Source organism: Corynebacterium choanae (genome assembly GCF_003813965.1).
Classification (GTDB): Bacteria; Actinomycetota; Actinomycetes; order Mycobacteriales; family Mycobacteriaceae; genus Corynebacterium; species Corynebacterium choanae.
On the sequence record NZ_CP033896.1, the window covers coordinates 1,065,792 to 1,078,747 of the forward strand.

Genomic DNA, 12,956 nt, shown 5'->3' on the forward strand with positions numbered 1-12,956 from the left:
TGAGGAGGTGTCATTGAGAACTCATCGGAGTGCCCCAATTTCTGCGTATATCTGCGCAAAATCTGCAGGAATGCGCGCCGAGACGGGCAAAATGGCGAAACTGCGACTAGACTGGATGAGCGAACGTGACATTCCTTAGCCGGTGGCCATCGACTAGTGGAATGCTCGCTGTGAACTAGTGTGCAGACGCAACACTGCAGTTTTGTACAAAACAGACAGCGGCTTGTCGTGTTCTTGGTGCATCCAGTTGGAGGAGTTGCCACCGCCCCGCTGCCCGTCGGTGTTTCGTGGGCGTGTGCCTCACCGGCGGAACCAACGAAATCCTGCACTAATTGTCCAGATAGACATTGACGTTTTTTCAAGGAGCATGGGTAACTATGGCAGCAATGAAGCCAAGGACTGGCAATGGGCCGATGGAAGCAGCTGAAGAAGGCCGCAAGATCGTGATGCGTATCCCCACCGATGGTGGCGGACGTTTGGTTGTAGAACTCAACAAGGAAGAAGCCGCCGAACTTGGTGCGCTGCTCGTTGAAGCTTCTGCCTAGCCTATAGCGCATCGATAAGTCCGCTGAGCGTTGATCCTCTGTTTGGAAGTGATCAGCAGTCAGCGGACTTTTTGCTTTCTTATTGCCACCGGCGGGCACCACGCCATGGTTTGGCTGGATGCTGGTAGAGCACGGTGCCAAGCGTTGATGTGCGTTGGCATCACTGGTGTTAAAGAACAACCGATGCGTGGGATGGCTGGTTGGCAGCGTGGTGCATGCCGCGGCGCGGCATGCCACTGGAGTAAACCCGGGCGGAGAGGCGTCTGTTACAGCTGTAGGCTTGTACCTGTTGGTTCTGTCACCTTGAGCAGGCTGTGTTTCGGGAACTGCTGGGGCAGGGAAGTGATCACTACCTTTTCCGCGTGAGGGCGGTAGGGATCGGGTCGCTTATTGGGACGGTGCTGTTATTTGAACGGGGCATGTATCACCGCGGTTGTACAGGGCACAGCGAAGCTGTCCTGCCTGCAGCATCAGAGTAGATTGTCGGCCACACCCGATGTTGCAGGCCTTGCAGACCCTTTCACCGGTGACCTGCTGATGAATGACGGATCGACTATGGTCTATTGTTGTTGCAGCGAGTTCCCAGCCTTCCCGCTGAACCAAACGCAAATCGTGATGCGCTACCCTAACTCGTTTTACACTGTGTGCAGGAGAACAACGCTGTGCTTGATCATGTGCTGACTACCATCATTAATCCCGCTACTGGTGCCCGTATTATTGGCCGCACCGTCAGCGGTGACCTCGCTGATCAAGCCGGCGGCACACTGCCGGTAACCGATGCCGGTTTTGTCGATGCTAGAGCCGCCGATGCCCCAGTCGGTGACGATGCGGCCATGGTGGCGGCACGGGAAACGTTTCTTTCCACGGGACAATTCGCGCCCTTTGTGGAAGCCGTCACCGAAGAAGTCTTAGCCGGTATCACCGCTATGCCGATCGCGGACACGGCAACAGCAGTGATCGCTGATCTGGGGGCGGGCACCGGATACTATCTGGCGCACACCCTGGATGCGGGCAATAATCTGGTTGGAATCGGTATAGATGTTGCCGAGCCGGCAGCAGAAAAACTTGTGCACGCCCATCGCGGTATCACCAGTGTCTGCGCGGACGCAACGACGAACCTGCCGCTTGCCGACGACTCTGTAGAGATCGTCACTGCGATCTTCGCCCCGTGCAATCCACAGGAAGTGGCGCGGGTGTTGCACCCATATGGCCAACTTATTGTGGTGGTCGCATTGCCCGGCCATTTAGATGAGCTGCGCCAACCATTAGGTACTGCAGCTGTGACTCACGATGAGGTAGCAGAGATTCTAGAGGAGTTTTCCACCCATTTTGTGCCGGCAGCCGCGCCGACCATTGTGGAATTCCCAATGGATTTAGATGCCACCGCAATTGCTACGCAGATTGCGATGTCTCCAGCGGCGCGACATATCGATCCGGAGGTGCTTGCGGATCGTGCCGCGCAGCTACCAGCGAAGATGACAGTGCATGCCCGGGCAGGGGTGTACCGTTTTGGTCGTCGGCCGCAACAAGACGGCTAACTGCCGCACCAACCTCAATAAGCAAAACGCGCCGTCACTACCCAGGTGAACAGGCGCGTTTGGTCTTTGCATAGCACCGGTGGGGTGCCAGAGCACACAGCAGGGAAGCCGCGTTATATCCCATCCGGGTGCGGGGTGTGGAGCTGCCCGCAGCGCATGGGGTTCCTACAGATCCAAAATGGGGTAAGTATTGCTGATTCTGTTGCCGTGTACGACAGCAGCTACCGGACACGACAGCCAACACCGGTAGCCAAAAATGGGCAGGTACATCCGCCCTTTGGGGCAGCGGTTGGGCAGGCTGTTTTCGGGCATGGGATTAGCGGTTGTGGCACCGTCGCTTAGCGAAGGTTCTCTGGTGACAAGGATGCTTCCACGCTGGGATCAAACTGGCGATCATCGATTGCATCGATGCTCGCATCGTCGATGAACTCCTCCTCATATGGCCGCCACTGGAACACTTCCCCCACTTCCGCGGTCTCCCCGCGGGTAGTGACTACAGCTTGCACGAGACGAGCAGTGGACTCTACGCGGGAAGCGAGCGCGGCAGCACCACTATCGGCATACACCTCCAAGGTTGCCCCGTCCACTAGCAGGGTCAGCGATGGATCTTCCCGCCGCTGCAGCGGGGCAATCGCCGGCAGATCATGCTCATAGAGCGGATTGATAGACCGGTCGATCATCACCGAATCGCCAGTGTGGGTGATTACCACCTGCGGGGTGCCGGTGGCATCAACAATGGTCACCTCCATCGCATCCCCGTCATGGAGCCGGGGCAGTGCGGTGAGACCAAACGCATGCTGTGACGAACGGATTTGCTCCACAAATGAAGCACTAGGACGACTATAGAGTCGACCACCCTCCAAGGTTGTCAGGCGTGCCAATGTCAACGGATTCGCAAACCCTTGCGTGCGGAAACTCAAACACTCGCCGGCCGCATCCCCCCGCGACACACTATTGAGCAGACCAAGCAGCAAAATCTCCCGAGGTGCCGGCACCCACGAATTACTATCCACCGGGGTGGCACGCGGACGGGTGAAATCGTGGCCAAAATCGAGCCGGGTAAACGGCCGACTGGCATGAAACGTCGTAGCAGACAATGTGCCCACCACATAGCCTGAAATATCTGGCTCATTATCGTTTTCCACGGTCAGCAGCAGCACATCGCTGGGTTGGCCGTCGATCTCGTCGCGCAACCGCACCAGCTTCGGCGAAACAATTCGCCCCGGTGGAATCGCTGGATCGCCGGCAAATTCCATCGCCCCTTCGATGCTAAACGCGGTGGGATCTGTTGGAGCATGAGCAAGCACAATTCGTGGATCACTCATAGCACCGGCCACACACAGCATCAATAGGCCATTGGTGTGGGTGCTGTCGCGCCAATCAGGCACCACCCACGGGGAGCGCAGAGAGGTGAATTCGTCCCGCTCGTTCACCACCCGGCCTTCCCGGCGCACCGTCGGATCCACGGCACCAGGATCATCGGACAGTTGTGCACCACTGGCTGCTAAATCACTGATTGTGGCGGAATGGATTTCGGCCCGGTCACCGAACACTGCAGTGAAATACAGTCGAGTCACTAACCCGTCCGCAAGAGCGCAGCCCGCCCGAACATCAGTTTCGTCCCCCACAGGTGCGAGCACATCATCACACATCTCCCAGGCGGTGTTAATCCCTGCCGGGCGAATGTTATGCGCCCAGCGGGCGCCCGCCTGTGGGGTGGGGCGATATTGGGTGAACACATGCCAGCTGCCCTGGTCGCTCACCACCCCGGCAGGCGCATTACAGATTCCCTGCTCAACGGTGACGTGGAGTTCTGGTCGAAGATGATCATGTGACATGGTGACAACGCTTCCCATACCCGGTTTTTCACAACACCCGGTACATCCATCAAGGTTTTCTGGGTTTTTTCAGGCTCCTGCCCCAAGAGTCGTGCTGCGAACCCGCCATAGCGGTGATCACGGTCTCCCTACCCCAGCGGGAGGTTCCCATCTCCACAGCAGGGTAGCCACGGCAGGTTGAGGTGCCCATGCTGCCCAAGCGTAAGAGTTTTTTCCCCATCGTGACGGTTCCGTGCACACCATGGGTGGGGCGAGGTGACCTGTTGTGCGTGCTGCTTGACTGGTAAACATGCTGGACAGCCCCGTGATTGCTGCATGACTCTGGGAATAGAGGGAAAGGAGAAATGGGGGAAGTATCGGAGCGAAAAACCCGACCCTACAGCGAGTCGGGTGTCGCCGACAGCGCAGCACACAGCGTCAGGGTGTAGCCGCAACTTGCGCTGCAAGGCTGAAAATTCCGGCTGTGCTGTGCGGTCAATGGGGAGTCACAGTGGTGGCCGGGGAAATGGTTACCGCATGGTTTTGATGATCGTTACGCTTTTTTGTTTTCCACGGCCTCAATTTGGGCGTCAGCATTATCTGGGGCAAGATCTGCCTGCTGGAATTCGCTGGTGGTTGGCAGCCGCAGTGCCAAATCAGTTGCCGGACAGATCTCCACATGGCCGTGGCTGAGGTGAAAATCAAGAATGTGACCACCAGTGGTGTGATCGTCGGAAACATAATGCACATGACAGCCGGGAACAGAGATACCCCGCTCATACACCGGGGTGCGGAAACCGGCGACAGTGCCGGTCGAATCAGTGATCTCCACATGCTTGTCGTCACCAGTGGCGTCAAGCATTGGGCGATAAGGTTTTTCTTGCTTGGTGACGGTTCGCACGGTGACTTTGTTGAAGTGTCCTGTGACCTTTACCGCATACATATAGTTTTCGCTGGGCAGCAGGCCGTCGATAAACGACGACAGTTCGCTGCGTGCCAGATTCTTAGGTGCCGGCACCGAGATCCGCGGCACAAAGTTAGTGACCACCGCATAAGGGGAGCGGTAAGACAGTGGTGCTTGATGTGCCTGCCCGTCGGCGGTGAGCTGCCAACAGACCCCGTCTAAAATCACCATCTCCCCGTCAAGACCATCGAAAGTACCGATGCCGAAATTGCCGTGGCCAAGCAGTTCACTGATGGTCATTTGACCATCGTAGATGCCGTCAAGAAGGGCAGTCATCAGCGAGTTTTGAAAAATGGTGTGTCGTTCGAAGGGAAACGCGGGATGTGGATCAGTCGATTGGGTGTGCATAGCCTTTAAGCATAAGCTGCCGTCAACGACACAGCCGCATAGCTCCCCGGTTAGGTGTCACCATTGTGTGTTGCGGGGATACGATACTGGTAGCGCACACCTTCCCGAAAAAGCGGCGCCCATGCGGTGAGCAGGGGGCGACCCCGTAGGTGAGACGATTGTGTGTGGTTGTTGACCTGGCGCCAGCTGTCACATCAGGGGTGTATTGCCGGGCGCAATAGCAGTGGATTGCTTCTGCAGGCACCTGGGGTGTCGGCGGTGACGGACACTGCTGCGCGAGCAGTGCAGTGAATCTGTTGTGAACAGTGCCGGCGATAAGGTGTGTCCGATTGACCCGGGACTCGTGCCGAAAACACTGTACAAGCCGCCGGCGAGCATCGCACCTGTATGGTGCATCGTTGGGATTGACAACCAGCGCACCCCAGCATGCTGCAGGATTTGATGCGGCATACTGGGGTGTCGTGGGGACGAAATGGAAGTGGGGATCACATAAGCGAGCGGTACACGTCAAGGGTCTGTTGCGCGATCGTCGCCCAGGAGAACTCCTCAACGGCACGTTTGCGTCCAAGCTCGCCAACTTTTCGGGCATGCGCCCGGTCGGCAACCATCTTGTTGACAGCTTCCGCGATACCGTGTTCGAAGGCTTGCGGATCGGTTTCGTCATAGTGCACCAAGGTGCCGGTTTCACCGTCGACGACCACCTCTGGGATACCGCCCACATCCGAGGCAACCACAGCTGTACCACAGGCCATCGCTTCAAGATTGACAATGCCTAGTGGTTCATAGATCGACGGGCAGGCAAACACATCGGCCGCGGTGAGGATCTCTTGGATCTTTGGCTTCGGCAAGAATTCCTGCACCCAAAACACGCCGTCGCGCTGTGCCTGTAATTCGTTGACCAATGCTTCGGTTTCTGTGGCGATCTCCGGGGTATCCGGTGCACCAGCACACAGCACCAGCTGCACACCTTCGTCGAAGTGCTTTGCCGCCTTCACGAGATGGCCGACACCTTTTTGCCGGGTGATACGACCAACAAACGCAACAATTGGGCGATCCGGATCAACACCAAGTTCTTCCAACACTGACGCCCCGTTGGTTTCGACTGCCTCCCCAAAGGTCGGGCGAGGCTGCCACAATTGTGTATCGACACCATTGAGCACCACATGGATACGGGACTCATCGATGCGTGGATACGCCTCGAGAATGGCCTCTTTCATTTTTGCTGACACAGCGATTACGCCGTCAGCATATTCCATGGTGTTTTTTTCACTCCAGGAAGACACCTCATAGCCGCCACCGAGTTGCTCCCGTTTCCAGGGGCGATGCGGCTCTAAGGAGTGGGCAGTCGCAACATGGGGAATGCCATAGAGTTTGCCCGCTATATGACCGCCGAACCCGGAATACCAGGTGTGAGAGTGCACTACGGCACAGTCAGTGACCGCATTGGCCATCCGTAACCCGGTGGACAAGGTTTGCACCGCTGGATTGGCCTGTGCCAATTCCGGGTCAACCCCGTGGACATACACATTCGCCTCATCACGGGGTTTGCCCATACAGTGCACATCCACGTCCACCAGCTGACGCATATAGCGCACCAGCTCGGCGACATGCACCCCGGCGCCGCCGTAAATCTCTGGGGGATATTCTTTGGTCATCATCGCAACTCGCATACCAAGTAAGGGTAGTCAGTAAATCTCACTTTGGTGGCACTATTGCGACAGGAGTCACGTTTAGCGGCCAATCCGGCACAAGACATATCAAGGGGCACGCAGCTGCGTGACAACCCGCAGTCGATATGTTGGTCGTGGGGAAGGATTAGCGCTGGTGGCAGTGGGTGCGACGGTTCTTCTGTCGAGGCACATGCTTTCCCTTGCAGCCCGCTGAATGGGGAAGCCGGCCGAAAAGTCAAGTGTGATAATTCTTTCGTTGCGAGTTTTCGGGGGTGTGTCGGGTTGAAGCAGCCATCTTCAGTTGCGGAAACAACTGCAGAAAGGGGCACCCACCTGGTGGTTTGTAGTCACGGATGTTTGTTGTGAGGGATTGTGGTGATGGACCGCAGCATGTGGTGTGACTAATACCGCGTGAGGAATTTGGGTTAAATCACGGAAAAACCAGGGGGTTTTCTCTAAGTTGGATAACTGTGAGGAACCAACCACATGTCTTAGCAATTGTCCTAGCTGGCGGCGAGGGGAAGCGTCTTGCCCCATTGACTGAGGATCGTGCCAAGCCGGCCGTTCCTTTTGGTGGCACCTATCGACTTATCGATTTTGTGTTGTCCAACCTGGTCAATGCCGGATATATGAAAATTTGCGTCCTGACGCAATACAAGTCGCATTCCCTTGACCGTCACATCGCCCAATCGTGGCAGCCCTCGGGGCTCACCGGAAACTACATCGCCCCGGTCCCTGCCCAGCAGCGTGACGGCAAACGCTGGTACACCGGCAGTGCCGACGCTATTTTGCAGTCCCGGAATCTCATTGACGACGAAGATCCAGACTATGTCATCGTCTTCGGTGCGGATCACGTGTATCGCATGGATCCGGAACAGATGGTCAACGAGCACATCAAGTCCGGCAAAGCAGTGACGGTTGCAGGTATTCGTGTGCCACGTTCGGAGGCCACCGCTTTTGGCTGCATCCAAGCCGACGATGAAGGCAACATCACCGAATTTTTGGAAAAGCCGGAAAATCCGCCGGCCACTCCAGACGACCCAGAGATGACCTATGCGTCGATGGGGAACTATGTGTTCACCGCCAGTGAACTGGTGAAAGCCATCGAGCTGGACGGCGAAAATGACAAGTCCACCCACGACATGGGCGGCGACATTATTCCTTACTTCGTTGCCCAGAACCAGGCGCACGTCTACGACTTCTCCACCAACGAAGTGCCCGGTGAAACCGAGCGGGATCGTGGCTATTGGCGCGACGTTGGTACCATCGACGCCTTCTACGAGGCACACATGGATCTCATCAGCGTGCATCCGGTATTTAACCTATACAACCGGCGTTGGCCGATTCACTGCACTGACTTGGGGAACTATCCGCCGGCGAAGTTCGTCCAAGGCGGTATCGCCCAGTCGTCGATGGTAGCTACCGGTTCGATTATCTCCGGCGGTACAGTCCGCAACTCGGTGCTGTCGAATAATGTCATTGTTGAAGAGGGCGCCACGGTTGAGGGTTCGGTGCTCATGCCCGGCGTTCGAGTGGAAAAGGGTGCAGTGGTTCGCCACGCAATCCTGGATAAGAACGTTGTGGTGTCGGAAGGTGAATTTATTGGCGTTGACCACAAGCGTGACCGGAAACGGTTCGTAGTTTCCGACGGCGGTGTGGTGGTCGTCGGCAAGGGGATCCGCGTCTAACCCGCCTGGGTGTTTCACCCACCGCACATCAGCAGTGCTTGAGGCACTGGGTGACATGACAGCAATGCCCGTACGGTGTATCCGTGCGGGCATTGCTGCGGTTATACCCCGTATGTGGTGTGATGTTGCCGCACTGCAATATGTCTTTGGTGTGTGTGCCTTGCGATGATGCCCAGGCGGTATTAGCAGGTGTACCCAGGATGCGAGGTTTGGGGCAAGCAGCTGGAAGCCGCTTCGTCGCCAAAGGAACGTCCCGCAGGACACAAAACTGCCGCCAACGCAGTTTTGCAGTTCAACGGCATTTGAGGCACGACGGGTCGCTGGCAAGACGTTCCGCATCGCCGACTACGGATCTAGGGATTCGCTTTGCCGTCAAAGAATCCAGCAAAGTGCAGGCTTGCCCCCGGAGTGGGGAAGTGGTTCCCGCTTGTGGAATGCGGGGTTACGACTCGTTGCCGGCAGTGTGACCCTACTCGTGTGCAAGCGTGGCAACCACCATGCCGCTGCCGAAAGGAAGGCGGGCAAGGAACATATCATCCATGGCGGCGAGCATCTCTTGGGCTTCCCGGGCACCGACTGTGTCGCGATCAGTCCGGGTGGGATCAGTGATCGTGCCATCAAGTAAACAGTCCAACAACACCAGCACCCCGCCGGGTGCCAAAATATTGCGGGCGAGTTCAATAAACCGCGGCAGGTCTTTACCAGCAACATCGCCGATCACCATGCTGTAGCTGGATTTGGCTAAACGACCCATCACCTGTACAGGTTGGGCAGTCATCAACCGAACAGTTGATGATGGGCGCCCCAGTGACAGCAGCGCTTTTTGGGCTGCTTGTTGATGCTCGATATCGGGTTCAATGCAGGAAATTCTCGTATCTTCCGCAACAGCGCGCGCCACATAGGTGCCGATTACTGCCGCCGCATTCGCCGCAACCACCACCCCAGAGCTGCCCAACGGATAGGTGAGCGCGGCAAGTGTGGCAAGAAGCTGACCGGTGGATGCATCAGGATAGGCGATGCCGAACTCTTGGGCATGTTCTACCGCATTAGCAAGAACATCGTCAGGGCTGGTTTGGTCGTCGATATAGCGCAGCAGGCTAGCGGAAGCAGGTTCACTCACAAGCCAATACTGTAGTGCCTAGCACATCGCTGTGGGGTGTACCTCGCCGCTGATCCGTGGAGACGACCGCAGCCGAGACGATTGCCAGATAGGTTGCATCAACAAGCAAGTGCAGGCAACCAGGCTGGGAGGTGGTGCTTGCTGGTAGCCGCCGCGCGTGAGGACCGGGTTGCCGGGCAATCACAGGTAAGGTGCACAATTGCCCGAAGATGTCCCGTTACCAAATTGTGACCAACCTTTCAGCTGTCTTTTATCGACCTATGCGGTGTACACTAACTGCACGATGCACACTGCTTCCATGACCGAACACACCGACCGCGACACGGCAATCAATACGCAAGACACGACTGTGCTTGCCGGAACGAAAGCCTTCGACGCCGGGGTCGCAGACATGCCAAGTTGGGGCGAACTCGTCGAAGAACACGCCGATTCTGTCTACCGGCTCGCATTCCGCCTCAGCGGGAATCAGCACGACGCGGAAGACCTCACCCAAGAAACTTTTATGCGGGTGTTTCGGTCGTTGAAAAACTATCGCCCAGGCACCTTCGAAGGATGGTTGCATCGCATCACCACCAATCTGTTTTTAGATATGGTGCGGCATCGGGCAAAAATCCGGATGGAAGCACTGCCGGAAGACTACGAGCGGGTGCCGGGGAAAGAACCCACCCCGGAACAGGTGTGGCAGGCCACCAATTTAGATCCGACGCTGCAGGCGGCACTTGATTCCTTAAGCCCCGAATTCCGGGTTGCAGTGATTTTGTGTGATGTGCTCGGCATGTCGTATGACGAGATCGCAGACACCCTAGGGGTGAAGATGGGAACTGTACGTTCGCGGATTCACCGTGGCCGCAGCCAACTACGCGCCTATTTGGAGCAGGCCGCCGAAACCGATGAGTCGGTCAAATTGTTGATGCCGGCAACGGTGTAACGTGTTGCTGCTGCTGGCGTGAGCGCTCCACCAGTACTGCAAATCAATACTGGCACTTATCAATACTGGCACTTATCGGCTAGCGGGCTGCCCCGTCGTGTGCGGCCGCCGCCCGCAGCTGGGCAACGCACAAGTATTCACCCTGGTTAGCTTTGTGTCGGCCGGCGTGAGTGGAAGCAGTTGTATTGTTGCTGCGCGCCAGGGGAGAGCACCTGCCACAGGCGATTGCCCCACAGCGTGCTTTCCCCGCTTTGCCACAAGTCTGCTGGCTCTTCGTGACCGTGCTAGCGGCAATATCTTGGCCTGTCACCAACCACTGCGCGGAATCTGGTGCTGGGGGTGGGGAACGTGAACCTGTGTTGCTGATGGAATAGGCGAAGTTGCATAAAGGCTGCTGTCTGTTTGGCTGGGAACTTCCCCGTCTTACCCGTCGTTGGGTCAATAGAAGCCGGCAAGCACAGTGTCGCGCACCAGGGTTTGCACGGCCAACAGCTATCACCGACACATGATCCTGCCGACCTCCCTGCACCTGCCGCGGCTGACTTGGGATAAGCAACGGGTCTGCAGATGGACTGTTCCCCAACGGCCTTGCAGTCAGCAAGTGTGGGGGTGCAGTGATCGTGGCCGGCCGATGACAGTGCGGAAACAACAGCGTGAAAGGAGGACATCCGCGCACACAGCATAGTGTCAATAGGATGGATGTGACCCACCACTGATTGGCCACAGTGTTTTCGCGGAATACACCGATCACCATGCAAGCACCAAAAAACCCTGCGCAACCAACGACACCCGCGGAGCCGAAACGAAACAAGCCACGTTATCCGCGGCAGAAAACCTTCGCCTCCTATGAGCATCTTTCCGCCGAAGCAGTCGCCGCATTTGTTGACAACGAACTCGACGAAAAAGCAGCCCACCGGGCGCGGGTACATTTAGTGCACTGTGCTGACTGTCGGCAGGAAGTCGAAGCCCATCGGCAAGCATCGCAACGCTTAAAACAAGCCGCCAGTGCCATTCACGCCCCCAGCGCACTGCTCGACAAACTCCAATCGATTGCGCAAAGCTGCCCGGCAGGACCTACTGCTGAAGAAACCCCGCAGCACAGCCCGCAAACCTTACTCGACAAAGTAGATTTCTACTATCGTGCCCTGGTCAAACATCGCGACACCACCCACCAATCGGCACGCGACGAGAAACACTAAGGTGCCGCCATCGGCTGGGCGACACGTATCCCCCAAGAAACGCTGCCCTCCAGGTTTTCCGGTTTGACACCGCAGCTTTTCTGCTTGAAGCATCAGAATGCATCTTGAAGCATCACCCAGCAGGTTGCCGCAACAGTCACGCAGGTTGTCGCACAACACCCCAGCATGGTGGAGTGCAATCCGGATCGATGCTGTCTGCTGCGCCGACGGCGGTGGAGGTGAAAATCGCTGCCGCTACCTGACATCGCATCGTGCGGCGGATGGGTCGCACCGGACGGTCTGCAATGGAAAGAAGTTTCACCGACGCCCATCCCCTTATAGACTGTTGGTTGTGTTTAGTTCACTCGGCTGGGGCGAAATCTTTGTGGTACTCATCGCCGGATTGATCATTATCGGTCCGGAACGACTTCCTGCTGTGGTCACCGATGTGAAAGCCGCCATTATTGCTGCCCGGCGGGCGATTAATAATGTGAAACAAGAACTCGACTCTGAGCTCGGCTCAGAATTCCAAGAATTCGTCCAACCCATCGGGGAGCTCGCGAAACTGCGGGCAATGGGGCCAAAAGCAGCAATCACAAAAACACTGCTGGATGGAGATGACTCGATTTTTGCCGCCTTCGATCCGAAAACGGTGATGAATGAGCAGCCTACCGCCGGGCAAGCCCAGCGGCAGCGGGCACAACAAACCGGCAAGCCGATCGAAACAGCAGCGGTGGAAACCACCCGGGTACAGCGACAGTCCACTACGGCACAACTAGCCAGCCAACCAACCAATGCAACACCACAGCAACCCTCCCTGCCGCAAACCGGCACGGGACAGAATCTTCCTGCTGCACCTGCGACAGGCACACGCAACAGCGACGAGCAGGCCACCACAGTAGCCGCCCTGAATCAGCAGCTTTCCGGTTTTCCAGCTGGTTCAAGCACAACCAGCCAGGATCAGCGACCAGCCCCCCAACCCGTGAAGCCGGCACAGGAATCAAATCCTTCACAGCCGCCACAGTCGGCGCAGCGCTTTGACGACGTCATCTAACCCGCATCCGATCAACACTGCCCGCACCGGCCTGCGGGGTGAATTCACCGCAACAGGCTTAGCCACGGCGGAGAGGTTTGCTTCCGGCTCATCTACTTGCCGGCTT

10 protein-coding genes are annotated in these 12,956 nt (G+C 57.1%); 6 read left to right on the forward strand and 4 right to left on the reverse strand.

From position 1 onward, the window contains the following. Nucleotides 1-377 precede the first annotated feature (377 nt). Both CCHOA_RS03880 and CCHOA_RS03885 read left to right on the forward strand, forming a co-directional pair. Nucleotides 378-545: a DUF3117 domain-containing protein gene (locus tag CCHOA_RS03880; protein ID WP_123927104.1), complete on the forward strand. Its 168-nt coding sequence runs from the start codon at nucleotides 378-380 to the stop codon at nucleotides 543-545. A 662-nt stretch (nucleotides 546-1,207) separates the two neighbouring features. Next, complete coding sequence (locus tag CCHOA_RS03885; protein ID WP_123927107.1) at nucleotides 1,208-2,083, forward strand: methyltransferase domain-containing protein; 876 nt, start codon at nucleotides 1,208-1,210, stop codon at nucleotides 2,081-2,083. A gap of 338 nt (nucleotides 2,084-2,421) precedes the next feature. Here the strand turns inward: CCHOA_RS03885 and CCHOA_RS03890 are convergent, their stop codons facing one another. The 3 genes from CCHOA_RS03890 to glgA form a co-directional block, all read right to left on the reverse strand. After that, complete coding sequence (locus CCHOA_RS03890) at nucleotides 2,422-3,921, reverse strand: glycoside hydrolase family 32 protein (protein WP_164472380.1); 1,500 nt, start codon at nucleotides 3,919-3,921, stop codon at nucleotides 2,422-2,424. Between the two features lie 532 nt (nucleotides 3,922-4,453). Beyond that, entirely contained in the window at nucleotides 4,454-5,212 is a 759-nt protein-coding gene (budA, locus tag CCHOA_RS03895; protein ID WP_123927112.1) for an acetolactate decarboxylase, read from the reverse strand. 485 nt (nucleotides 5,213-5,697) lie between these two features. Continuing rightward, nucleotides 5,698-6,882 carry a glycogen synthase gene (gene glgA / locus CCHOA_RS03900; protein ID WP_123927115.1) on the reverse strand — a complete coding sequence of 395 codons (1,185 nt, stop codon included), beginning with the start codon at nucleotides 6,880-6,882 and terminating at the stop codon, nucleotides 5,698-5,700. Nucleotides 6,883-7,352: 470 nt separating this feature from the next. On the opposite strand from glgA, the gene glgC reads away from it, so the two are divergent. Beyond that, a complete protein-coding gene (gene glgC, locus CCHOA_RS03905) occupies nucleotides 7,353-8,570 on the forward strand; it encodes a glucose-1-phosphate adenylyltransferase (RefSeq protein ID WP_123927119.1) in 1,218 nt (405 codons plus the stop codon). Between the two features lie 469 nt (nucleotides 8,571-9,039). On the opposite strand, the gene CCHOA_RS03910 is transcribed toward glgC, so the two are convergent. Continuing rightward, nucleotides 9,040-9,690 carry an O-methyltransferase gene (locus tag CCHOA_RS03910; protein ID WP_123927122.1) on the reverse strand — a complete coding sequence of 217 codons (651 nt, stop codon included), beginning with the start codon at nucleotides 9,688-9,690 and terminating at the stop codon, nucleotides 9,040-9,042. Between the two features lie 283 nt (nucleotides 9,691-9,973). On the opposite strand from CCHOA_RS03910, the gene sigE reads away from it, so the two are divergent. The 3 genes from sigE to tatB all read left to right on the forward strand — a co-directional run bounded on the left by sigE (nucleotide 9,974) and on the right by tatB (nucleotide 12,850). Further along, nucleotides 9,974-10,618: an RNA polymerase sigma factor SigE gene (sigE, locus tag CCHOA_RS03915; protein WP_123927125.1), complete on the forward strand. Its 645-nt coding sequence runs from the start codon at nucleotides 9,974-9,976 to the stop codon at nucleotides 10,616-10,618. Nucleotides 10,619-11,370: 752 nt separating this feature from the next. Continuing rightward, a complete protein-coding gene (locus CCHOA_RS03920) occupies nucleotides 11,371-11,817 on the forward strand; it encodes an anti-sigma factor family protein (protein ID WP_123927127.1) in 447 nt (148 codons plus the stop codon). A 331-nt stretch (nucleotides 11,818-12,148) separates the two neighbouring features. Next, nucleotides 12,149-12,850 (forward strand): Sec-independent protein translocase protein TatB, encoded by a 702-nt coding sequence (tatB, locus tag CCHOA_RS03925; RefSeq protein ID WP_123927129.1) that lies wholly within the window; start codon nucleotides 12,149-12,151, stop codon nucleotides 12,848-12,850. Nucleotides 12,851-12,956 lie beyond the last annotated feature (106 nt).